This window comes from Streptomyces sp. NPDC037054 (assembly GCF_055606745.1).
Genome location: NZ_JBVJSJ010000006.1, coordinates 457695 through 481106, shown reverse-complemented (window position 1 = coordinate 481106; position 23412 = coordinate 457695). Strand labels below are relative to the sequence as shown.

The following is a 23412-nucleotide window of genomic DNA, read 5'->3' as shown; positions in this document are numbered from 1 at the left end:
GACCAGCGGCAAAAGGGCCGTTCGGCCCCGTTGCGGGCCCCGTCGACCCCTGCCGGGGGCCGTGCCTGCCCGGCGATCCTGGTACTGGAGAGAGCAGCCTCGCGTCAGAGGCGGGGGACCGACCTGGGAGGTGTTGGCCGTGCTTCGTCCTGTTGTCGTGGGACTGGACGGTTCTCGTGAGAGCCTCGCTGCAGCCGACTGGGCGGCCCGCGAGGCACTCAGGCGCGGCCTGCCGCTCCGCCTGGTGCACGCCTGGGAAGGCGGCATGCCGGCCGACGAGTCGGAGCTGCCCGAGCTCGAGACGCCGCGATACTGGGCGCGGCGGATCCTGCGCGGAGCAATGGACCGGCTCAACGAACGCTATCCGCAGGTCTGTCCGAGCGCCGACCAGATCTCCCGGCCCGCGGCCGACGCCCTGGTCGCGGCGGGTGACGAGTCGGAACTGCTGGTCCTGGGCAGCCGGGCGTTCAGCGGCTTCGGCGGGTTCATGGCCGGTTCCGTGGCACTGGCGACGGTGGCCCATCTGACGCGGCCCGTCGTGCTCGTACGCGCCGACCAGACACTCGCGGACGAGCACGAGCAGGACGCCGAGCACCGGGCGTCGGCGCACACGCCGTACCGAGCCGTCGTGGTGGGCGTGGATCCGGCGAGTCCGAGTGAGGAACTACTCGCGTTCGCCTTCGGGAGTGCGGCTCTGCGTGCCGCTCCGCTGCGGGTCGTGCACGCGTGGCAGCTGCCGTACGTGCCGCGTGCGCTGGAGGCGAAGGCGCGCAGGGACGTGCGGGCGGCCGCCGTGCGGGCGCTGGACGCCGTGCTCGAGCCGTGGCGCACGAAGTTTCCCTCGGTGGAGGTCCACGAGCTGGTCGAGGAGGGGCGTCCGGCGCAGCAGCTTCTGGCCGCGACGCAGGATGCCGGTCTGCTGGCCGTCGGCCGCAGGATCCGCCCGGCCAGGATCGGCGTGCACACCGGGCCGGTCGCGCACGCCGTGATGCACCACGTCCGTTGCCCTGTCGCGATCGTGCCGCACGAGTGAGTCCCCGTACGGGTGAGTCGTCCTTCCCGTCCATCCAGCCAGGGCCGGACCGGAAAGGACTCACGGTCCGCGGCGGGCCAGGCGCTCCCGATGGGCCGGACGGGTCCCTTGCCGCAGAGTCGGACGTGGTCCGTAAGAGCTCCGCGCCGTCCGCGTCCAGGCAGAAGCTGACCGGCAGACCACGGGTAGCGCCCGACGCGTGTACACGACACGACCGACGGGCACCTTCGCCGGCAGACGCAGGGCCGACAGACGCGGTTGTCGGCCGCCGCGGGCCCAGGGGAGAAATCGGACCGGTCGGCCCTGTTCGTCTGGCCGCGATGCGAGAAGGATCTCCTTAGGAAGGCCGATGCTGTCCTGGAGTGGGTATCGGCGCGGAGCGCGTGAGCGAGGAGTATGTGATGGCGGACAGCGAGCAGCCCGGTACCGACACCCCGATCCGGGTCTTCCTGCTGGACGACCACGAGGTGGTACGCCGGGGAGTGCACGACCTGCTGGACGACGAGCCGGATATCACCGTGGTCGGCGAGGCCGGCACGGTTGAGCAGGCCTTGGCGCGTGTGCCGGCGCTTCGCCCGCAGGTGGCCGTGCTCGACGTCCGACTGCCCGACGGCGACGGCGTGACCGTGTGCCGTGAGCTGCGCTCGCGCATGCCGGAGCTGGCCTGCCTGATGCTGACCTCGTTCGACGACGAGGAGGCCCTGCTCGACTCGATCATGGCGGGCGCATCCGGGTACGTCCTGAAGCAGATCCAGGGCTCGGACCTGGTGTCGGCCGTCCGCACGGTGGCCCGGGGGCAGTCTCTGCTCGACCCCAGCGCCACGACCAGGCTGATGGCACGGCTGCGCGGAGGCCAGGAGCAGGAGCAGGAACCGGACGCGCTGCCGGGCCTGACCGACCGCGAGCGGGAGATTCTCGCCCTGATCGGCGAGGGCCTGACCAACCGGCAGATCGGTCAGCGCCTCTACCTCGCGGAGAAGACGGTCAAGAACCACATCTCCCGCTTGCTGGCCAAGCTCGGTGTCGAGCGGCGCATCCAGGCCGCGGTGATCGCGACGCAGGCCAAGGACCGGCTCAAGCACGAAGGGCACTGATCGCGGCAGGCCAACCTATCGGCGGTCGTGCGACGAGCGGGCGGGGACGGGTTCGCCTGTGCCTACCCCGATGCAGGAGACGTGCTCGCGTCTCCTTCGGAGAGCGACGCGCCGCCGCCCGTGACGGCTGTGGCCGATTCCGTCGTCTCGGGAGAACGGCCGGATCGCGTGAGGTCGAACTCCACGTCCACCACTCCCTCGACGGCCCGGACCAGGCGCGCGGCCACCGGGACGAGGGACGTGTCCCGGACACGGCCGCTGAGCGTCACTGCCCCGTCCCGCACCTCGACTCGTACGGCGGACGTGGCGCCGGGGAAGAGGTACGACACGACCTCCCGCCGGACCTCCTCGGCGATCTCATCGTCTTCGCGCAGGAACACCTTCAGCAGGTCCGCGCGGCTCACGATGCCTCGCAGCATGCCCGAGTCATCGACCACGGGAAGCCGCTTGACCTTGGCGCGTGCCATGGTCCGTGCGGACTGTGCGAGTGTTGCGTCCGCTTCGACGGTGAGGGCCGGAGCTGTCATCAGCTCCGCTGCCGTCAAGGCGCCCGCCTTGGCAAGGTCGGACAGGCGCCGCAGCTGCGTGTACCGGTCGGGGTCGCCGTCGCGGAACTCCTCCTTGGGCAGCAGGTCGGCCTCGGAGACCACGCCGACGACGCGGCCCCCGTCCTCCAGCACGGGCAGGGCGCTGACCTTCCGCTCCTGCATGATCCGTACGATCTCCTTGAAGGCGGTCTCGCGGCTGATGGCGGCGACCGAGTGGGTCATCACATCGCTCACGATGTGCGGGGTGCCGTGCATGGTGCCTCCCTGGTCCGTTCCACGCGAAGTGACAGTCATCGGGAGACGCCACTCCCGTACGGGGCGTACAGATCCATCAGCCGGGTGCGGGCGGACCGCAGGCGGTGGGCCAGGATGTCGCCCACCCACTGGGTGACCGCCAGGCCGAACTCGGGATCGTCCCGGCACATCGAGCGGACGCAGTCGGCGTCGAACTCGTACGCGCGCACCGGGGTGGTCGCCTCGGCGCCCATGTGCCAGGTGTGCGGCGCGAACAGCCAGGACCATCCGACGAGTTCGTTGTGCCTGAGGGTCTCGATGACGGCCGCCCTGCGGCCGGGGACGCGTATGTCGAGGTCGACCGAGCCGGTACGGATGATCCAGAACCGGTCCGCGTGTCCACCCTCCTCGAAGAGGCGCGTGTCCTGCGGGAACGACACCTCGCGGGCGATCCGCATGAGTCGCTGCTGGTGGTCGGCGGACAGTGCCCGCAGCATGCTGGGCGTGGCGGGGGCGTTCATGACCGTGCCTCCTGAGAGAAGGGCGTACGGGTCTGTCGCTTCCAGGGTGGTCCCCGTGCACCCGCCCGGACCAGGGACCGACCGGCCCCACGACCGGGCCACTCGGCAATGGGTGAGGGCCCTTCGGCATGCTGCGTCGGCACCGGATCCGAGGTTCGATGAAGAGGGCGAGAAGTTCGCGGAAGGAGGCATACCGTGAGTACGTCACCGACTCCCGATGTGTGGCGGCTGTCCGCTGTTCTTCTGGTGAGTTCCGCTGCGGTCACGTTCGCGGTCAGCGCCGTGCTCGACGTGCTGGCGGAGCGGGCGGCGCGGAATCGCCGCGCCCGTCAGCGGGCGTCGGTCGGGCCGACGAGCGATGTGACGGGCACCGAGGAAACGTCAAGGCTCGAACAACAGGCGGTCCCAGAGCAGGTCAGGCTCGGAGCGCGTCCGCCGGTCGAGGCAGCGGTCGCCGGCCGATAGGGCCGGCGCGAGAGCCTGCACGCCGAGGCCGTCTACCGCTTCCATCCGATGTTCGCGTCCGCCGCGCCCGCACCGCTGCTCGCCGGCCCGGCGGGCACCCTTGAAGGAGGGGACGTCCATGTCCTGGGAAACGGTGCCGTCATGGTCGGCATGGGCGAGCGGACCACGGCTCAGGCTGTGGAGAACCTGGCCGTCCGGCTCTTCGCCACGGGCACGGCCAGCGGGCTGATCGCGGTCCAACTCCCCGCCGCCCGCGCGTACACGCACATCGACACCGTGCTCACCATGGTCGACCGCGACGCCTTCACGATCTACCCGGGTCTCGCCGACTCCCTGCGTTCCTGGACGCTCCTGCCCAGCACCGCTCGCGAGACCGGCTTCGCCGTCACCTCCAACTCCGATCTGGCCACTGCCCTGGCCGAGGCCCTCGACCTGGACAAGGTCCGCATGCTCTCCGCGCCCCAGGACATCCGCAACGCCGAGCGCGAGCAGTGGGACGACGGCAGCAACTTCCTCGCCCTCGCCCCCGGAGTGATCGTCGGCTACGAGCGCAACGTCACCACCAACACCCACCTACGCAAGCAGGGCATCGAGACCGTCACCATCGCCGGTGCCGACACAAAGGAGGTCGAGACCGCCGTGCACGGCGCCGACTTTCCGCACACCGGCGTCTGGGTCTCCATGGGAGAACCGGCCGAGACCTGGCGGGAGCGCATCGAGCTGCTGCTCCCCTACCAGGTCAACGACAAGACCCTCGCGGCCACCGACAACCCCGCCGTCAAGTTCATGCACTGCCTGTCGGCCCTTCACGACCACCAGACACGCCTCGGCTCCGAACTGCTCGACGCCCACGGCCTCAACGGGCGCGAGGTCACGGACGAGGTGTTCTCCTCGCCCGCCTCGCCCACGAGCACGACATCGTCGTCACCCATGGCATCGGGCCGCAGATCGGACTGCTCGCCGTCGAGAGCGCCACCGACCCGGCCCTCAGCGCCCCCTGTCCGCCGGACCTGCTCGGCGCCCAGACCCAGGGCATGATCGGCTCGCTCCTGGCGCGGACCCTGCACAGTGCCCTGCCCGGGCGCCGGATCGCCGCGCTGGTCATCCACACCCTCGTACACGCCGACGACCCTGCTTTCGGCCGTCCCACGAAGTGCTTCGGCCAGGTGTGTCCGCGAGAAGAGGCACGCAAGCTCGCCCGCAAGCGTGGCTGGCACATCGCCCAGGACACCACCGGCTGGCGCCGCGTGGTCCCTTCCCCCTTGCCGGAGCGCATCGTGGAGACCGACACGATCCACGATCTGCTCGGCATCGGCACGCTCGTGATCTGCGCCGGCGGCGGAGGCGTCCCCGTGACCGCCGACAACGACACCGGCGCGTTGACCGGACCGAGGTGCGTGTCCGGGTCGATGGTGTCGGCTTCGTAGGCCACGACCACGCCCGGCTGCCGGCCTGACGGTGCGACGGGTCGGGGCCGCGCCCTCGTGAGTACGGATGATGATGTCACCGTCGTCCAGGACGTGATTGACCGGACGGACGGTCGGCAGCGCATGCCGGGTGAAGACGATCCTGCCCAGGGACGCGCTTCCCGGCAGGCGCAGGGCTTCGTCCTTGGCGAGTGCCACGCTCTGGCGCGGCCCGGTCGGCACAGTACGGGCGTTGTCGATGGTCGTGGCGGACTTCCGGACGGCTCGGTCACTTACTGCTGTGCGCCTGTGGACCGCGCGCAGCAAGGCTGTCGCGGCCCGGTTGCCGTCCCGGCAGCCGAGGCGGCCGGGACGGCTTGGGCGTCGTCCCTCTCGGACGCGAGCGCGTCCCGGCCCGGGCACCCGCCCAGGGCCGACGCCGGGGACGGGCTCGATCAGGCCATGGCAACGGCACCCGGCACCTCGCACCAGGGCCTTGCGGCTCTCATTCCGCGTCCGGCCGACCCGCGTCCGGTCGGCGAGGCATCCGGCCGTAGTAGGCCCTGCGCATGATGTCCTGCATGTCGTCGAGCATCGGCATCCGCGGGTTGGCCGGCGCGCACTGGTCCTCGTAGGCGTTGAGCGCCTGCTGGGGCAGTGCGTCGAGGAACCTCCGCTCGTCGACGCCGAGGGCCTGGAACGACGGCTCGATGCCCACCGCCCCGCGGAGCCGTTCGACGGCCACGGCCAGCGACTCCACGCCCTCGGCCGGGGTGGCGGCGGGCAGGCCGAGGGTGCGGGCGATGTCCTGGAAGCGTTCGGGGGCGCGGTAGTTCTCGTACTTGGGCCAGCCCGTCAGCTTGGTCGGGATGGTGCCGTTGTAGCGGATGACGTGGGGCAGCAGGACCGCGTTGGTGCGGCCGTGGGCGATGTGGAAGGTGGCACCGAGGGTGTGGGACATGGCGTGGACGATGCCGAGGAAGGCGTTGCCGAAGGCCATGCCCGCGATGGTGCCGGCGTTGTGCATCTTCTCCCTGGCCTCTGCCGAGCCGTCGCGGTCGTTCACGGCCGCTTCGATGTGTTCGAAGATCAGCCGGATCGCGTGCAGCGCGAGGCCGTCGGTGAAGTCGTTGGCGTACACGGACACGTACGCCTCGATGGCGTGAGTGAGGGCGTCGAAGCCGCTGTCGGCGGCCAGCGCCGGGGGCAGCTCGGTGGTGAGCAGCGGGTCGACGATGGCCACGCTCGGGGTGAGCGCGTAATCGGCCAGCGGGTATTTCTTGCCGGTCGCCGGATCGGAGATGACCGCGAACGGCGTGACCTCCGCTCCGGTGCCGGACGTGGTGGGCACGCACACCAGGCGGGCCCGGCTGCCCAGCGTTGGGAAGCGGAAGGCGCGCTTGCGGATGTCGGAGAACTTCTGCCGCATGTCCGCGAAGTCGATCTCCGGCTGCTCGTACAGCAGCCACATCACCTTCGCCGCGTCCATCGGCGAGCCGCCGCCGAGCGCGATGATCGTGTCCGGGCGGAAGTCCCGCATGAGGCCGGCGCCGCGGCGCACCGAGTCGATGCTCGGCTCGGGCTCGACGTTGTCGATGATCTGCAGGGTCACCGGCTGGGGCCGACGCTGCAGGACGCGGCTCACCCGGTCGACGAAGCCGAGGCGGGTCATGGTGGCGTCGGTGACGACGGTGACGCGGTGCACGTCCGGCATGGACTGCAGATAGCGGATGGCCTGCGGCTCGAAGTAGATCTTCGGCGGGACCTTGAACCACTGGAGGTTGTTGCGGCGTGTGCCGACCCGCTTGACGTTCAGCAGCTGGGCGGCGGAGACGTTGTTGGACACCGAGGTGCTGCCCCAGGAGCCGCAGCCCAGGGTGAGCGACGGCAGCAGGCCGTTGTAGATGCCGCCGATCGCGCCTTGCGAGGAGGGCGAGTTGACGATGACACGTACGGTCTTCATGCGACGGCCGTACGCCTCGGCGAGCTCGCGGTCCTCGGTGTGGATGACCGAGCTGTGGCCCTGGCCGTGGAAGGCGACCATGTCGGCGGCCAGGTCGAAGCCCTGCTGCTCGGAGCCGGCCCGCAGTACGGCGAGCACCGGGCAGAGCTTCTCGCGCGTCAGCGGCTCGTCCGGGCCCACCCGTTCGGCCTGGACGAGGATGACCGAGGTGTTCTCGGGCACGCTGAACCCCGCCTCGCGTGCGATCCACGCGGGGCTCTGTCCGACGGCCGCCGCGTTCACCTTGGGCTCGCAGCCGCCGCCCGGGGACTTGCCGGCCGGAAAGAGAAAGCTCTCCAGCTTGGTCTTCTCCTCGGCGGTCGCCAGGTGGGCGTGCAGCGTGCGGAACTCGGCGAGTGCCGCGTCGTAGATCTCCTCATCGAGGACGACGGCCTGTTCGGAGGCGCAGATCATGCCGTTGTCGAAGGACTTGGACAGCACCAGGTCGTTGACGGCCCGGCGCAGCTTGGCGCTCTTGTGCACATACGCCGGGACGTTGCCGGCGCCCACTCCGAGCGCGGGCTTGCCGGCCGAGTAGGCGGCCTTGACCATGGCGTTGCCGCCGGTGGCGAGGATCAGCGCGACGCCCGAGTGGTGCATCAGTGCGCTGGTCGCCTCGATGGACGGAGCCTCGATCCACTGGACGCAGTGCTCCGGCGCGCCGGCCGCGACGGCCGCGTCCCGGACGATCCGCGCCGCTTCCGCGCTGCACCGCTGCGCGGAGGGGTGGAAGGCGAACACGACCGGGTTGCGGGTCTTCAGCGCCATCAGCGCCTTGAAGATCGTGGTGGAGGTCGGGTTGGTCACGGGGGTGATGGCGGCCACCACGCCGACCGGCTCCGCGATCTCGACCATGTCCTCGATGTCGTCGCGGGCGATGACGCCGACGGTCTTCATCCTGCCCATGCTGTGGGTGACGTGCTCGCACGCGAACATGTTCTTCGCGGCCTTGTCCTCGAAGACGCCGCGGCCGGTCTCCTCCACGGCAAGGCGGGCCAGTGCGGTGTGCTGGTCGAGGGCGGCGACCGAGGCCTTCTTCACGATGTGGTCGACCTGCTCCTGGTCGAGGGAGTCGTAGTCCGCCAGCGCCTTCAGCCCGTTCGTGACCAGCCGGTCCACGGCGATCGCGGTGTCGGAGGGCCCGCCTTGGGGGTGCTGCCGGGCAGCGGTCCGGTTGCGGTCGTCCTTGTGGGCCATGGAAATGCGCCTCCTTGATCGGCGTGCCGAAGTGTGGACTCGACGTTCGTGGAGGGAGCGGCACCTCGGGGGATCGGTGCCGTTCCCCTTACGACGGTCTCTCAGCGGGGCGCTCGCTCCCAGGTGCCGACGGTCCTCCCTCGGGTCCGACCGGCCCGGAGATCCAGGGCCGGTCGGACCCGGGACCGCGAGCCCGACCTCACCTGCTGTCGCTGCCCTCGGTGTCCGGGAGTGCCGCCCGGCCCGCCTCCAGTCGGGCGACCGGGACACGGAACGGGGAGCAGGAGACGTAGTCCAGTCCCGCACCGTGGAAGAAGTGCACCGAGTCCGGGTCTCCGCCGTGCTCGCCGCACACGCCGATCTTCAGGTCGGGCCGTGCGGCGCGGTCCTCGGCCACGGCGATCTCCACCAGCCGGCCCACGCCCTCGCGGTCGATCGTCTCGAACGGGGAGACCTTGAAGATGCCCTTGTCGAGGTAGGCGGAGAAGAACGCCGCCTCGACGTCGTCGCGGGAGAAGCCCCACGTGGTCTGGGTGAGGTCGTTGGTGCCGAAGGAGAAGAACGCGGCCTCCCGCGCGATCCGTCCGGCCGTCAGCGCGGCCCTCGGCAGCTCGATCATCGTGCCCACCGGGCAGTCGACGGCGATGCCGGTCCGCGCGGAGACCTCGGCCAGGACCCGCTCCACCTCCGCGCGGACGATGTGGAGTTCCTCCACCGCGTCGATGAGCGGCACCATGATCTCGGCCTTGGGGTCCCCGCCCGCGCGCTTGCGCTCCGCGACGGCTTCGGCGATGGCCCGGACCTGCATGGCGACAAGACCCGGGACCACCAGGCCGAGGCGTACGCCGCGCAGGCCGAGCATCGGGTTCTCCTCGTGCATGCGGTTCACGGCCTCGAGCAGCTCCGCGTCGTGCGGGTCCGGCGCGTCGCCGTGCGCCTGAGTGGCGGCGACGCGCACCGCCAGTTCGGTGCGGTCCGGCAGGAACTCGTGCAGCGGCGGGTCGAGGAGCCGGATCGTCACCGGCAGGCCGTCCATCGCGGCGAGGATCTCGATGAAGTCCTGCCGCTGGAGCGGCAGCAGCCCTTCGAGGGCCCGGTCCCGCTCGGCGTCCGTGCGGGCCAGGATCATGGCCTCGACCAGCTTGCGGCGCTCGCCGAGGAACATGTGCTCGGTACGGCACAGCCCGATGCCCTCGGCGCCGAAGCGGCGGGCGCGAGCGGCGTCCTCGGGGGTGTCCGCGTTGGCCCGCACGCCCAGTCGCCGTACGGAGTCGGCCTGTCGCATGGCACGGGCCACGGCGTCGACCAGCCCGGCCGGCTCCTCGCCCCTCTCGAAGTAGCGCATGACCGCCGAGTCGACCAGCGGCAGCGAGCCGAGATGGACTGCGCCCTCCGAGCCGTCGACGGAGATGACGGTGCCCTCCTCGACGGTGACGCCGTTGGCGGTGAACCGTCGCGCGCCGGGATCGACGGTGAGCTCCTCGGCACCGCAGACGCACACCTTTCCCATGCCGCGTGCGACGACGGCCGCGTGGCTGGTCTTGCCGCCACGGCTGGTCAGTACCGCCTGGGCGGCGACCATGCCGGGCAGGTCGTCCGGGTTGGTCTCCTGCCGTACGAGGACGACCTTCTCCCCCGCCGCGGCGCGCCGCACCGCCTCCGCGGAGTCGAAGACCGCGGCCCCCACGGCGGCCCCCGGCGAGGCCGGAAGGCCGTGCGCCAACGGTGCACCGGCATCCGAGGTGTCGAAGCGGGGGAACATCAGCCGGGCGAGCCCCTCGCCGTTCACCCGGGCCAGCGCCTCGGCGGGACCGATCAGGTTCTCGTCGGCCAGTTCGGCGGCGATGGCGAACGCGGCCTCCGCGGTCCGCTTGCCGACGCGGGTCTGGAGCATCCACAGCCTGCCGCGCTCGATGGTGAACTCGATGTCGCACAGGTCGCGGTAGTGGTTCTCCAAGGTCCGCATGTGTTCGCACAGTTGCCGGTACGACTCCGGGTCGAGCCGCTGGAGCTCGTCGAGCGGGACGGTGTTGCGGATGCCCGCCACGACGTCCTCGCCCTGCGCGTTGGACAGATAGTCGCCGTAGACGCCGGGCCGGCCGGTGGCCGGGTCTCGGGTGAAGGCGACGCCGCTGCCGGAGTCGGGGCCCAGGTTGCCGAACACCATGGTCTGGACGTTGACGGCGGTGCCCAGGTCGTCGGGGATGTGCTCGCGCCTGCGGTAGACGCGGGCGCGCTCACCGTTCCACGACTCGAAGACGGCGCGAACCGCCCGGCGCAGCTGCTCGTCCGGGTCCTGCGGGAAGTCCTCGCCGGTCTCCCGGCGGATCAACCGCTGGTAGACGTCGACCAGTCCGGCGAGGTCGGCGGCTCCCAGGCGCAGGTCGTCGGGCGCGTTGCGCGTCTTCTTGAGGGTGTCGAGGGCGTTCTCGAAGAGCGCTCCGTCGACCCCCATCACCGTGCTGCCGAACATCTGGACGAGGCGGCGGTACGAGTCCCAGGCGAAGCGCTCCTGACCTGAGGCCTTGGCCAGTCCCTGCACGGACTCGTCGTTCAGGCCGATGTCCAGGATCGTGTCCATCATGCCGGGCATGGAGAACCGCGCCCCGGAGCGCACGGACAGCAGCAGCGGGTCGTCGGGCTGCCCGAGCCAGCGCCTGGCGGCCCGTTCCAGGGCCGCCAGGTGCTCGTCGATCTCCTGCGTCAGCCCGTCGGGCTCGGTGCCCGAGGCCAGGAAGGCCCGGCAAGCCCCTGTGGTGACCGTGAAACCGGGCGGAACCGGCAGGCCCATCCGGGTCATCTCTGCAAGGTTGGCACCCTTGCCGCCGAGGAGGCCGGCCATCTCCCGGCCGCCTTCGGTGAAGTCGTACACGTATCGGGTCATGGCCTGCATCCCTCTTCTCTCGGATCTTCCCTCGGGCCTTGCCGTGCGTGGTGCGCGTGACGCGTCGGTCCGCCCGGCTCGGTCTCGGCTCACGTCCTGGTATTTCGTGTGCCGGCGTCCGGCGCGCCGGGGAAACAGACTCATCCGGGTGGTACTCCCGGCTGCAGGCCCCGGATGTCCCCGCTCTGCGGTCCGGTGGCCCCTCAGTCGTGGGGTACGACGGCGACGGGCGCGGCTGCATGGTGGATCACGCCATGGGTGACGGGACCGATGCGCATACCGAGGGCCGGCCGGTGCGTCTCACGGCCCACGACCACGATCGCCGCGTTCCGTGCCGCTTGGAGGATGACTTCCGCGGCGGTCGCGAGGCCGATCCTGTGGGCCACCCGGACCTGCGGATAGCGCTGCCGCCAGGGCTCGATGGCCTCCAGGAGCTCCTTCTCGACCCGGGCCTCCATGCCGCCGTCCTCGTCGCCCACGACCACGGCCCGGTACGCGAACGCCGGTGGACGGCTCCAGGCGTGCACCACGCGCACGCCGGCCCCGCGGGCGGCCGCGACGGTGAAGGCGAACTTCAGCAGTTCCTCTGCGGGTTCGTCCCGGTCCTGGATTCCGACGACCACTTCGCCGCCGTCCTCGTCCGCTGCCTGGGCGTCTGCAACGCCGTCGGGCTGGGGCGCGCGTACGAGCACCACGGGAACGTGCGCCCGGGCGAGCACGTGCTGACCGACGGACCCGAGGAGGAAACCGGTGATGACGCCTTGCCCGCGCGAACCCAGCACCAGCATCTCGGCGCCCTCCGCACTCCGCAGCAGCGCCCGGGGGGCAAGATCGGACACCTGCTCGACGGCGACCGGCAGAGCCGGATGCTTCGCCGCGAGGTCCTGCCTGGCCTCGTCCAGGAGCTGCTGCGCCCACTGCTTCTGGGCTTCCGACTCCTGGGCCGAGGGAACGTCGACCGGCCGCCAGATCCAAGCGGTGACCAGGCGCAACGGCAAGCCGCGACGCTGAGCCTCGCGGGCTGCCCAGTCAACAGCGGCGCGGCTCTCGGCGGTGCCGTCAAGGCCGACGACGATAGGGGAAAGCATGGGGGACACCTCCGTATCCGGTTACGTCCTGCGCGGGCCTCGGCACACCCGCCGGCCCGGGAGGTCCGGTGGATCCACGCGGCGCTGCCTCAGCACGACCACGCGGAGCCACCGGTCCCCCGCTCCGATCGTCGCGACGCCCCGGTCCGTGCGCCCAGGGGCCGCTGGTCCCCTCCCACGACCACTCGGCCCTCCCGGTCAGGACCCGGTGGGCCCCTCCACCGCCTTGCCGCGGTCCCTCGTCGGCCGGCCGGTCCACCCAGCCCCCGAAGCCGGGCCGAACGTCCCCCTGCCCGCCCCCGTACGGCCCATCCCCGCTCCTCCCCCACACTCGCAGACTGGTCTGGACATCGCAGACCGGAGGAAAGGACGAGGGAGATGACCGTGCGGGTGGGAATCAACGGCTTCGGGCGTATCGGGCGCAACTACCTGCGCTTGGTGCTGGAGCGCGCGGAGGCGGGCACCGGCACGCCGATCGAGGTGGTGGCGGTCAACGACCTCACCTCCCCGGCGGCCCTCGCTCACCTGCTCGCCTTCGACTCGACGTACGGCAGGCTGCGCCGCTCGGTCGAGCACGACGACACCTCGATCACGGTCGACGGCCATCGCATCGCCGTGACCGCAGAGCGCGACCCCGCCGCCCTGGACTGGGCAAGCCTCGGTGTGGACGTCGTCATCGAGTCCACCGGCCGCTTCCGCACCCGCGAGGACGCCGGACTGCACCTCAAGGGCGGGGCCCGCAAGGTGCTGCTGTCGGTCCCCGGCAAGAATGTCGACGCCACCATCGTGATGGGCGTCAACGAGGGCACGTACGACCCGGAAGGCGACCAGGTCGTCTCCAACGCCTCGTGCACCACCAACTGCGTGGCCCCGATGGTGAAGGTCCTGGACGAGGCCTTCGGCATCGACAAGGGCCTGATGACCACCATCCACGGCTACACCAACGACCAGGTCGTCCTCGACGGCCCGCACAAGGACCTCCGCCGTGGCCGCACCGCCGCCGTGAACATCATCCCCACGTCCACCGGCGCCGCCCGAGCCGTCGGACTGGTCATGCCGGAGCTGGCCGGCACCCTTGACGGCCTCGCTGTCCGCGTTCCCGTCGAGGACGGCTCGCTCACCGACCTGACCGTCGTCCTCGACCGGGAGGTGACCGCCGAGGAGGTCAACACGGCCTTCCGCGAGGCCGCCGCCGAGTCCCTGAAGGGCATCCTGCGGGTGTCCGACGCGCCGATCGTCTCCCGTGACATCGTCGGCGACCCCGCCTCCTGTGTATTCGACGCGCCGCTCACCCAGGCGCACGGCAGCCTGGTCAAGGTCTTCGGGTGGTACGACAACGAATGGGGCTACACCAACCGCCTCCTCGACCTCACCGAGTACGTCGTCGCCCGGCTGCCGGAGAGGTGAGAGCCCACCCTCCACGTTTGCGCAGTGGCCTCCGGCCCGGACCTCCGTTCCGGGCCGGAGGCCACTGGTCGTCCCGCTGCCGCGCCTGGATTCCCGTCCCGTTCCACGACACGGCCCCGGCCGGATACGGTGACATGGCGGGAACGATCTGCCGTTCCCGCCCCGCCACGGGAAACGCACACGGAGGAAGCGGTGAAGAGCTCCCAGGACAGCCGCGTTCGGTTGCCCCAGCTCCGGCTGGACGAGCTGCTGGAAGAGCTCCAGGCCCGGCTGGACGCGGCCCGCGGTACGCGGGACCGGGTGCACAGTCTGCTCGAGGCCGTACTGTCGGTCGGTCGGGAACTGGACCTGGAGCAGGTCCTGCGCAGCATCGTGGAAGCCGCGGCGACTCTGGTCGAGGCACAGTACGCGGCCCTCGGTGTCATCGGGCCGGACGGGAAGCGGCTGTCGGAGTTCCTCACCGTCGGGGTGACCGAGGAACAGATCGCCAAGATCGGCCCCTTCCCGTCCGGGCACGGCATCCTGGGCGAGTTGATCAGGAATCCGGAGCCGCTGCGACTGTCGAAGCTCTCGGACCACCCGGCCTCGTACGGCTTCCCGCCGCACCACCCGCCGATGAACACCTTCCTCGGCGTGCCGATCAGGGTCCGCGATCACGTCTTCGGCAACCTCTACCTCACCGAGAAGCGCGGCGGCGCTCAGTTCGACGAGGAGGACGAGTCCGTCCTGTCGACCCTGGCCGTTGCGGCCGGTGTGGCGATCGACAACGCCCGCCTGTACGAGGAGTCCACCCAGCGCGAGCGCTGGCTGCGGGCGAGCGGGGAGATCACCCACAGCCTGATGTCCGGCAGCCCGCGCACCGAGGTCCTCGGGGTCATCGCCGAACGGGCACTGGAGATAGCCGGTGCAGAGCTGGCCGCGGTCGCCGTGCCGGTGCCGAACACCGACACCTTGGCGGTGGAGCTGGCCATCGGCCAGGAGGCGGAGACACACCGCGGCCTGGTGCTGCCGGTCGAAGGCAGCCTGATCGGCGCGGCCTTCTCCGCCGCCGAGCCTGTGACAAGCGCGGACGTCACACGCGACGAGCGGATCTTCGCCGGCCCTCAGCGATTCGCGGGGCTTGGGCCCGCCGTGGCCGTGCCGATCGGAACAGGTGACGGAGTGCGCGGTGTCCTCCTGCTCGTGCGGGCCGCCGGACGCACTGTCTTCGCCGAGGCGGAGACGGGACCGCTGATGGTCTTCGCAGGCCAGGCGGCCGTGGCCATGGAACTCGCCGAGCGACGGGCCGACGCCGAACAGATCGCGTTGCTCGCCGACCGGGACCGCATCGCCAGGGACCTGCACGACCTGGCGATCCAACGGCTCTTCGCCACTGGGATGACGCTGCAGAGCGCCGGACGCCTCATCGACCACCCCGACGCGTCCGAGCGCGTACTGCGGGCAGTGGACGACCTGGACGAAACCATCAAGATCATCCGATCGACGATCTTCGGGCTCCGCGCGCGGGAGACCAGCGGCAGGGAAACGCTGCGTTCCCGCGCGGCGCGTTCCGCCGGGGAAGCGGCCCCGGTTCTCGGTTTCGCCCCCAGCCTCCGGATGGAAGGCCTGCTGGACACCAATGTGCCTCCGGAGATCGCCGACCACGTGGTGGCCGTACTGTCCGAGGCACTGACCAATGTGGCCCGCCACGCCCACGCCAGCCGGGCGGATGTGAGCCTGAAGACGGACGGCGTGGAAGTGACCCTCACCGTCACCGACGACGGCGTCGGCATCCCGCCCGAAGGGCGCCGCAGCGGTCTGCGCAACCTCGCCGAGCGCGCGGAGCAGTTGGGAGGAGCATTGGAACTCCTCAGCCCACCCGGCGGCGGAACCACCCTCACCTGGCGGGTCCCGGTCGGGGAGCACTGATCGCTGGTCCGGCGGGTGACCTCCTGTCACCGGACGCGTTCCCACCCCCGGTGCGGGGCCCTGGCGCCGAGCCGGGTGTCGCGGCTGCGATAGACGATGTAGGGCCGGGTCAGATAGCCGAGCGGTGCGGTGAGCATGTGGACGAGCCGGGTGAAGGGCCAGATCGCGAACAGGAGCAGGGCGCTGAGGGCGTGGAGCTGGAAGAGCACCGGGGCTTCGGTCATCAGATCCGGGTCGGGCTGGAGGTAGAAGATGGAGCGGAACCAGGGGGAGATGGTTTCGCGATAGTTGTAGCCGCCGCCGACGAGGTTGGCGGCCACGGTGGCGGCCAGGCCCAGGGCGATGGTCGCCGTCAGGGAGACGTACATGGCCTTGTCGTTGCGGGTGGTGGCCGAGAACACGGGCCCGACGGTGCGGCGTCGGTAGATCAGGACGGCCAGGCCGCCGACGGTGGCGACGCCCGCGATGGCGCCGAGGACGACGGCCGAGACATGGTAGGCGTCCTCGCTGATGCCGGCCGCTTCGGTCCAGCTCTCCGGGATCACCAGGCCGCCGATGTGGCCGAGGAGCACGATGAGGATGCCGAAGTGGAACAGCGGGCTGCCGATGCGCAGCAGGCGCCGTTCGTACAGCTGGGAGGAGCGGGTGGTCCAGCCGAACTTGTCGTAGCGGTAGCGCCAGATGTGGCCGAGGACGAACACCGCGAGGACGACGTACGGCAGGACGACCCACAGCAGGATGCCGCCGGTGCCGGCCTCGACCGCCAGGGTGAGGGGCTGTGCGGGTGTGGTCATCGAGGGCCTCCTACGACGGGATCGGGCAGGAGTTCCGGCGCCGCGTACGGGTCGAGGCCGACCTGTTCCTCGGGCGGCCCCTGGGCGGCGAGCCGGGCCACCGCCGCGCGCTCGTCGCCCGCGAGGGCGGGCAGGGTGGCGGACACGGAGTCCAGGACGTGCGCCCAGGGCGAAGCGGCGTCGCGGAGGGCGAGTCGCAGCAGTTCCAGGCCCGCGCGGTGATCGGTGAGCAGCCGTGCTCCGGTGGCGGGTTCGGCGGCGGCGAATTCGAGAACGACGGCGAGGTGGTCGGGCAGTTCGTCGTCAGTGAGCCGCCATCCGGCTCTGGCGTAGGTCTGCTTCAGCCGCAGCAGGGCGACGCCCCGCTTCCTGGTGTCGCCGTGCGCGTAGTAGGTGAGGTACGGGCAGCAGCGTTTGCGGTGGTCGAAGGTGGCGACGTAAAGGGCGGCCAGGTCCGGCAGCGGGGTCCGCTCGGCGTGCTCGGCGAAGTGCACGAGGGGTTGGGCGACTTCCTTGGGCTGGGTGGCGGCGACCTCGCGAGCCAGGGGGAGGCGCTCGGCGAGTCGCTCGTCGGGGTAAGCCAGCAGCAACGACTGGATCTGCCATGCCAGGGTGTTGCGGACCGCGGCGGCGGGCGACTTCATGACGCGGGGCCCTCCTCGTCGTGCTCGGCGGGTGGGAACAGTCCGGGCGGGCGTCCCTTGCCGTCCCAGTTGAGGAGGTTGACGCGGGTGGCCTTGTCGGTGGGGGCGGCTGGAGTGTCGGAGGTCTGGCGGTCGCGCAGGGCCCGGTAGTTCTCGACCGCGATGGGCGCGGCACCGCCGGAGGTCTCGCCGAAGGGACCGGAGCCGCCCATGCCGGGGCCGCCCTCGTAGTCGAGGCTGCACTCGGTGGCCAGCTCCTCCAGTTGGTGGGCCTGTTCGGCGTGGGCGGGCGGGATGACGTACCGCTCGTCGTACTTGGCCAGGGCCAGCAGCCGGTACATGTCGTACAGTTGCTCGCCGCTCATGCCGACCGACTTGGGGATGGTGTCGTCGGGCTCGCGCCCGAGGTTGATGTCGCGCATGTAGGAGCGCATGGCGGCCAGGCGGTGCAGGACCGCGTCGACGGGTGCGGGATCGCCGGCGGTGAAGAGCTGGGCGAGGTAGTCGACGGGGATGCGCAGGGCGTCGACGGCGGCGAAGAGGTTGCGGTGGTTCTCGGCGTCGTGTCCGGTGTCGCGGACCGCGTCGACAACCGGGGACAGCGGCGGGATGTACCAGACCATGGGCAGGGTGCGGTACTCCGGGTGGAGCGGCAGGGCCACCTTGTACGTGTTGATCAGGGAGTGGATCGGGGAGCGCTGAGCGGCCTCGATCCAGTCCCGGGGGATGCCTGCCTTCTCGGCTTCGGTGATGACCTGAGGATCGTGAGGGTCGAGGAAGACCTTGCGCTGGGCCTCGTACAGGCCGGTGTCGTCGGGGGTGGAGGCGGCCTCGAGGACGCGGTCGGCGTCGTAGAGGACGAGGCCGATGTAACGCAGTCGGCCGACGCAGGTCTCGGAGCAGACGGTGGGCAGGCCGACCTCGACGCGGGGGAAGCAGAAGGTGCACTTCTCGGCCTTGCCGGTGCGGTGGTTGAAGTAGACCTTCTTGTACGGGCATCCCGTCACGCACATCCGCCAGCCGCGGCAGCGGTCCTGGTCGACCAGGACGATCCCGTCCTCCTCCCGCTTGTAGATCGCGCCGGAGGGGCAGGAGGCCGCGCAGGACGGATTGAGGCAGTGCTCGCAGATGCGCGGCAGATAGAACATGAAGGTCTGCTCGAACTCGAACCTGATCTTCTCCGAGACCTCGTTCAGCAGGACGTCCTTCGCACTGGTCGCGGCCGATCCGCCGAGGTCGTCGTCCCAGTTCGCCGACCAGGAGATCTTCATGTCCTTCCCCGAAATCAGGGATTTCGGGCGGGCGACGGGGGTGTGCTCCTGCAGCGGGGCGTTGGTCAGGGTCTCGTAGTCGTACGTCCAGGGCTCGTAGTAGTCGTCGAGGGACGGCAGAACGGGGTTGGAGAAGATCTGGATCAACTTCTTGAACCGGCCGCCGGCCTTCAGGGCAAGGCGGCCCCGCTTGTTGAGTTCCCAGCCGCCCTTCCAGGTGTCCTGGTCCTCGTAGCGCCGCGGGTAGCCCTGGCCGGGGCGGGTCTCGACGTTGTTGAACCAGACGTACTCGACGCCGGTCCGGTTGGTCCACGCCTGTTTGCAGGTGACCGAGCAGGTGTGGCAGCCGATGCACTTGTCGAGGTTCATCACCATCGCCATCTGGGCCATACAGCGACCGACAGTGACTCCGTCACGGGGCATGTCAGTACTCCACGTCCTGGCCGCGGCGGCGGACGACGGTGACCTCGTCGCGCTGGTTGCCGGTCGGGCCGTAGTAGTTGAAGGCGTAGGAGAGCTGGGCGTAGCCGCCGATCAGGTGGCTGGGCTTGATCAGCAGGCGGGTCAGGGAGTTGTGGATGCCGCCGCGGCGGCCGCTCGTCTCCGTGCGGGGCACGTCGATCAGGCGGTCCTGGGCGTGGTGCATGTAGACGGTGCCTTCCGGCATGCGGTGCGATACGACCGCGCGGGCGGCGACCACGCCGTTGCGGTTGACGGCCTCGATCCAGTCGTTGTCGTGCACCCCGATCTTCGCCGCGTCCTGCGTGCTCATCCAGATCGTCGGGCCGCCCCGGGACAACGACAGCATGAACAGGTTGTCCTGGTACTCCGAGTGGATGGACCACTTGTTGTGCGGGGTCAGGTAGCGGACGGTCACGCCGAGTTCCCCGACGTCTCCGATCCGGGGCTCGTCGAACAGTGCGTCCATGTTCAATGGAGGGCGATAGATGGGGAGTTGTTCGCCGAGTGCGGTGATCCAGTCGTGGTCGAGGTAGAAGTGCTGGCGGCCGGTGAGGGTGTGCCAGGGTTTGAGGCGCTCGACGTTGACGGTGAACGGTGAGTAGCGGCGCCCGCCCGTCTCGGAGCCGGACCACTCCGGAGAGGTGATGACCGACACCGGAGCTGCCTGGGTGTCGGCGAAGGTGATCTGCTTGCCCTCGTGCTCGGCGGCCAGGTCCGCCAACTGTGTGCCGGTGCGGGTTTCGAGGGTGTGGAAGCCCTGGGTGGCCAGGTGGCCGTTGGTGGTGCCGGACAGGGCGAGGATCGCCTCGCAGGCGTGCACGTCCCGGGCGATCGACGGCCGTCCGTCGGCCGCTCCGCCGCGCACGGTGCCGTTCTTGTGCCGCAGGTACTCCAGCTCACGGTCGACCTTGAAGGTGACCCCCTTGGTGGTGGCACCGAGGGTGTCCAGCAGGGGGCCGAGAGCGGCCATCTTGTCGGCGACGGCCGCGTAGTCCCGCTCGACCGTCACGAGTTTCGGCATGGTGCGGCCCGGCACCGGCTCGCACTCGCCTGCCTTCCAGTCGCGGACGCGGCCGTGCGGGGTGGCCAGTTCGTCGGGGGTGTCGTGCAGCAGCGGGGCGGCGACCACATCCCTGCGGACACCGAGGTGGCCGGCGGCCTGGCGGCTGAACTCCTTGGCGAGGGTGTGGAAGGCGTCCCAGTCGGTGCGGGTCTGCCAGGGTGGGGCGATCGCCGGGTTGAAGGCGTGTACGAAGGGGTGCATGTCCGTGCTGGACAGGTCGTGCTTCTCGTACCAGGTGGCGGCGGGCAGGACCACGTCGGAGAAGACGGTGGTGCTGGTCATCCGGAAGTCCAGGGCCAGCAGCAGGTCGAGCTTGCCGACCGGGGCCTCCTCCCACCACACCACGTCCCGTGGGCGGGCGTCCGGTGGGGCCTCGGTGGCCCGGACCGAGGCGTCGGTGCCGAGCAGGTGCTTGAGGAAGTACTCGTTGCCCTTCGCCGAGGATCCCAGCAGGTTGGCCCGCCACACGGTGAGCACGCGCGGGAAGTTCTCCGGCGCGTCCGGGTCCTCGCCCGCGAACCGCAGCCGTCCCGCCTTGAGTTCGTCCACGATGTGCTCCGCGACCGGTCGGCCCGCTGCCTGCGCCTCGTCGGCGAGGTCCAGCGGATTGCGGTCGAAGGTGGGATACGACGGCATCCAGCCCATGCGTGCCGACTGCGCGATGACGTCCGCGGTGGTCTTCCCGGCGAACGGGCCTGCTCCGCCGCCTGCCGCCGCGAGGGTGTCCGCGGAGAAGGGGTCGTAGCGGAACTGGTCGCTGTGCAGGTACCAGTACACAGTCTGGATCATCAGCCGAGCCGGACGGTTCCAGTCCGCGGCCGTCGCGATCGACTGGTGGCCGGTGATCGGGCGTACCTTCTCCTGGCCCACGTAGTGCGCCCAGCCGCCGCCGTTGACGCCCTGGCAGCCCGTCAGCGTCGTCAGCGTCAGAAAGGCTCGGTAGATGGTGTCGGAGTGGAACCAGTGATTGGTCCCCGCCCCCATAATGATCATTGAACGGCCACCGGACTCCTCGGCGTTGGCAGCGAATTCCCGAGCGATCCGCGCTGCCCGCTCAGCGTCCACACCGGTGATCGCCGCCTGCCAGGCAGGGGTGTACGGCTGATGCGCGTCGTCGTACGAGTGGGGCCACTGACCGGGCAGGTTCTCGCGGACCACTCCGTACTGCGCCAGCAACAGGTCGAACACTGTCGTGACCAGGCGCCCGGCCACCCGCCGCACCGGCACCCCGCGCCACAGCCGCCGCGGTCCGCCGTCCGGCGCGTCGAAGCACGGCAGCTCCACGACCACTGGTGGTTCGTCACCGCCGTCGGCGGACAGCAGCGGATCGATGCCCCCCAGGTCGAGGTTCCACTTCCCGGCGCCCGCCTCGCCGTAGCGGTCGCCAAGCGTGCCGTTCGGCACGACAGGGTGCCCTGTGGCACTGTCCAGCAGCACAGTGCGGAACTCGGCGTGCTCCACCGCGGCGTGTTCTCCGCCCAGGTCGGCGGCGGTCACGAACTTGCCCGGTGCGCACGAGCCGTCCTCGCGCTCCTCGACGGCAACGAGGAAGGGCAGGTCCGTGTACTGCTTGACGTACGAAGTGAAGTACTCCGTCTGCCGGTCGACGAAGAACTCCTTGAGGATCACATGCCCCATGGCCATCGCCAGCGCTCCGTCGGTGCCCGGCTGGGCGGGCAGCCACTCGTCGGCGAACTTCACGTTGTCCGCGTAGTCGGGCGACACGGCGACGACCTTCTGTCCTCGGTAGCGCGCCTCCGCCATCCAGTGCGCGTCCGGCGTCCGGGTCACCGGCAGGTTCGAGCCCCACATGATCAGATATCCGGCGTCCCACCAGTCCCCCGACTCCGGTACGTCGGTCTGGTCGCCGAACACCTGCGGCGAGGCCACGGGCAGGTCGGCGTACCAGTCGTAGAACGACAGCATGGCGCCGCCGAGCAGCGAGTAGAAGCGGGCGCCGGCCGCATGGGAGACCATCGACATCGCCGGGATCGGTGAGAACCCCGCCAGCCGGTCCGGCCCGTACTCCTTGATCGTGTGCACATGGGCGGCGGCGACCATCTCCACCGCCTCGTCCCAACGCGCCCGCACCAGGCCACCCTTGCCGCGCACTTGCTTGTAGCGGCGCGCCTTCTCCGGGTCGGAGACGATGTCCGCCCAGGCCGCCACCGGATCCCCCAGCCGCGCCTTTGCCTCGCGGTACATCTGCAGCAGCACGCCCCGCACGTAGGGGTGACGCACCCGGGTGGGCGAGTAGGTGTACCAGGAGAAGGCGGCGCCGCGCGGGCAGCCGCGCGGCTCGTACTCGGGCCTGTCGGGGCCGACCGACGGGTAGTCGGTCTGCTGTGCTTCCCAGGTGATGATGCCGTCCTTGACGTACACCTTCCACGAGCACGAGCCGGTGCAGTTCACGCCGTGCGTGGAGCGGACCACCTTGTCGTGCGACCAGCGGTCCCGGTAGAACTCGTCCGCCTGCCGGCCACCCTTTCTGTGCAGGGTGCGCAGGTCGTCGGAGACCTCCGCCTTGGTGAAGAACCGGCGGCTGCGCACCAGCGCCTCCGCCAGATCGCTGTCCATGCCCGTCCGCGACTCTTCCCGGCTGGTCTCCGTACCCACCGTGCCACTCCACCCCGGACGCCCCGGACGTCCGTTCGAATTGTGATCGGTTCCGGCCGCAAACGACTTTACGACCGCCGTCCCCCGGGCGGTCAACAGCCACACCGCGAACAACATCAGGGCTCGTAAAGATCGCCTGCGTGCAGCGCCGGTCAGCCCGGCTCCGCGCGACCACGCCGACGTCGGCAAAAAGCCCGTACCCCCGCTCGGCGTGAGCGGGGGTACGGGGCTTACAGGGGTAGCTGCCCTGGACCGCGGGGACGTGGGAACGTCAGACGGCCGGCCGAGACAGGGTGCTCCCCGCCTTGGCGCGGGCGGCCTCGACCGCTTCCCACTGCTCGGTGCTGAGGCCGGCGAGTGCGGCCGGGAAGACACCGTCCTGCTCCTTGAGAATGTGGTCCCGCAGCAGGTCGAGGGTGCCGATCAGCCGATCCGGCCAGGCCGCGTCGGCCAGGTAAGGCCCCTCCGCCTCTGCCAGCACCGCCTCGATGCGGCGGTGCTCGTCCTCCAGCGCGGCGATCTGCTCGGGAAACTCATCGGCCATCGCCGGGAACAGGCCATGCTCCTCCACCTCGGTGTGCGGGCCCAGCACGGCCGCGATCTCACGGGCGAGCTCCGCCATCCGGGCGATGGCGCCGTCACGCCGGGCGTCCCGTACGAGGCTGATGAGGCTGACGACCTTCTCGTGCTCCTGGGTCAGTTCGTCGATGGTCTCCAGGGCCTGGCAGCCGCAGTACTCACACACCGTCTTCTTCTCCCTGCTCCTCGAACCCGT

General features: G+C 70.4%; 15 protein-coding genes and 4 pseudogenes. 8 read left to right on the top strand and 11 right to left on the bottom strand.

The features are described 5' to 3' along the window. Positions 1 to 139: 139 nt before the first annotated feature. Together ACZ7D7_RS17835 and ACZ7D7_RS17830 are read left to right on the top strand one after the other, a co-directional pair. On the top strand, positions 140 to 1033 hold the full coding sequence (locus ACZ7D7_RS17835; protein WP_470825303.1) for a universal stress protein: 894 nt from the start codon (positions 140 to 142) through the stop codon (positions 1031 to 1033). Positions 1034 to 1434: 401 nt separating this feature from the next. After that, complete coding sequence (locus ACZ7D7_RS17830) at positions 1435 to 2127, top strand: response regulator (RefSeq protein ID WP_470825362.1); 693 nt, start codon at positions 1435 to 1437, stop codon at positions 2125 to 2127. A gap of 62 nt (positions 2128 to 2189) precedes the next feature. Here ACZ7D7_RS17830 and ACZ7D7_RS17825 read toward each other — a convergent pair whose 3' ends face one another. Continuing rightward, the gene (locus ACZ7D7_RS17825; RefSeq protein ID WP_470825302.1) at positions 2190 to 2930 is read right to left on the bottom strand and encodes a CBS domain-containing protein; all 741 of its coding nucleotides are present in this window, start codon (positions 2928 to 2930) and stop codon (positions 2190 to 2192) included. A 35-nt stretch (positions 2931 to 2965) separates the two neighbouring features. Next, positions 2966 to 3430: a cyclic nucleotide-binding domain-containing protein gene (locus ACZ7D7_RS17820; protein WP_470825301.1), complete on the bottom strand. Its 465-nt coding sequence runs from the start codon at positions 3428 to 3430 to the stop codon at positions 2966 to 2968. 195 nt (positions 3431 to 3625) lie between these two features. Between ACZ7D7_RS17820 and ACZ7D7_RS17815 the strand changes: the two genes are divergently transcribed. From ACZ7D7_RS17815 to ACZ7D7_RS17800, 4 genes and pseudogenes are all read left to right on the top strand, one after another. Continuing rightward, a complete protein-coding gene (locus tag ACZ7D7_RS17815; RefSeq protein WP_470825300.1) occupies positions 3626 to 3895 on the top strand; it encodes a hypothetical protein in 270 nt (89 codons plus the stop codon). Positions 3896 to 3898: 3 nt separating this feature from the next. Further along, a pseudogene (locus ACZ7D7_RS17810) lies at positions 3899 to 4513 on the top strand (arginine deiminase family protein); the annotation flags it as partial. A 21-nt stretch (positions 4514 to 4534) separates the two neighbouring features. Then, positions 4535 to 4738: pseudogene (locus ACZ7D7_RS17805) on the top strand (ornithine carbamoyltransferase); the annotation flags it as partial. Further along, positions 4687 to 5319 (top strand): annotated as a pseudogene (locus ACZ7D7_RS17800) (amino acid kinase family protein); the annotation flags it as partial. The pseudogenes ACZ7D7_RS17805 and ACZ7D7_RS17800, both read left to right, overlap by 52 nt. On the opposite strand, the pseudogene ACZ7D7_RS17795 reads toward ACZ7D7_RS17800, so the two are convergent. From ACZ7D7_RS17795 to ACZ7D7_RS17780, 4 genes and pseudogenes are all read right to left on the bottom strand, one after another. Beyond that, positions 5283 to 5562 (bottom strand): annotated as a pseudogene (locus ACZ7D7_RS17795) (pyridoxamine 5'-phosphate oxidase family protein); the annotation flags it as partial. The pseudogenes ACZ7D7_RS17800 and ACZ7D7_RS17795 overlap by 37 nt on opposite strands. Positions 5563 to 5806: 244 nt before the next feature. Then, positions 5807 to 8500, bottom strand: a complete 2694-nt coding sequence (adhE, locus tag ACZ7D7_RS17790; RefSeq protein ID WP_470825299.1) for a bifunctional acetaldehyde-CoA/alcohol dehydrogenase — start codon at positions 8498 to 8500, stop codon at positions 5807 to 5809. 199 nt (positions 8501 to 8699) lie between these two features. Next, a complete protein-coding gene (gene ppdK, locus ACZ7D7_RS17785) occupies positions 8700 to 11384 on the bottom strand; it encodes a pyruvate, phosphate dikinase (RefSeq protein WP_470825298.1) in 2685 nt (894 codons plus the stop codon). 203 nt (positions 11385 to 11587) lie between these two features. Continuing rightward, positions 11588 to 12472, bottom strand: coding sequence for a universal stress protein (locus ACZ7D7_RS17780; protein ID WP_470825296.1), 885 nt, complete (start codon positions 12470 to 12472; stop codon positions 11588 to 11590). Between the two features lie 378 nt (positions 12473 to 12850). On the opposite strand from ACZ7D7_RS17780, the gene gap reads away from it, so the two are divergent. Both gap and ACZ7D7_RS17770 read left to right on the top strand, forming a co-directional pair. Beyond that, entirely contained in the window at positions 12851 to 13879 is a 1029-nt protein-coding gene (gene gap, locus ACZ7D7_RS17775; RefSeq protein WP_470825295.1) for a type I glyceraldehyde-3-phosphate dehydrogenase, read from the top strand. Between the two features lie 192 nt (positions 13880 to 14071). Then, the gene (locus ACZ7D7_RS17770; RefSeq protein WP_470825294.1) at positions 14072 to 15787 is read left to right on the top strand and encodes a sensor histidine kinase; all 1716 of its coding nucleotides are present in this window, start codon (positions 14072 to 14074) and stop codon (positions 15785 to 15787) included. Between the two features lie 26 nt (positions 15788 to 15813). Here ACZ7D7_RS17770 and narI read toward each other — a convergent pair whose 3' ends face one another. From narI to ACZ7D7_RS17745, 5 genes are all read right to left on the bottom strand, one after another. Beyond that, the gene (gene narI / locus ACZ7D7_RS17765; RefSeq protein WP_470825292.1) at positions 15814 to 16581 is read right to left on the bottom strand and encodes a respiratory nitrate reductase subunit gamma; all 768 of its coding nucleotides are present in this window, start codon (positions 16579 to 16581) and stop codon (positions 15814 to 15816) included. Next, on the bottom strand, positions 16578 to 17225 hold the full coding sequence (narJ, locus tag ACZ7D7_RS17760; protein WP_470825291.1) for a nitrate reductase molybdenum cofactor assembly chaperone: 648 nt from the start codon (positions 17223 to 17225) through the stop codon (positions 16578 to 16580). Before narJ ends, narI begins: the two co-directional genes overlap by 4 nt. Next, a complete protein-coding gene (gene narH, locus ACZ7D7_RS17755; RefSeq protein ID WP_470825290.1) occupies positions 17222 to 18886 on the bottom strand; it encodes a nitrate reductase subunit beta in 1665 nt (554 codons plus the stop codon). The genes narJ and narH overlap by 4 nt, the downstream gene beginning before the upstream one ends. A gap of 34 nt (positions 18887 to 18920) precedes the next feature. Beyond that, the gene (locus tag ACZ7D7_RS17750) at positions 18921 to 22598 is read right to left on the bottom strand and encodes a nitrate reductase subunit alpha (RefSeq protein WP_470825288.1); all 3678 of its coding nucleotides are present in this window, start codon (positions 22596 to 22598) and stop codon (positions 18921 to 18923) included. Between the two features lie 310 nt (positions 22599 to 22908). Further along, entirely contained in the window at positions 22909 to 23382 is a 474-nt protein-coding gene (locus ACZ7D7_RS17745) for a hemerythrin domain-containing protein (RefSeq protein WP_470825287.1), read from the bottom strand. Between the last annotated feature and the right edge of the window lie 30 nt (positions 23383 to 23412).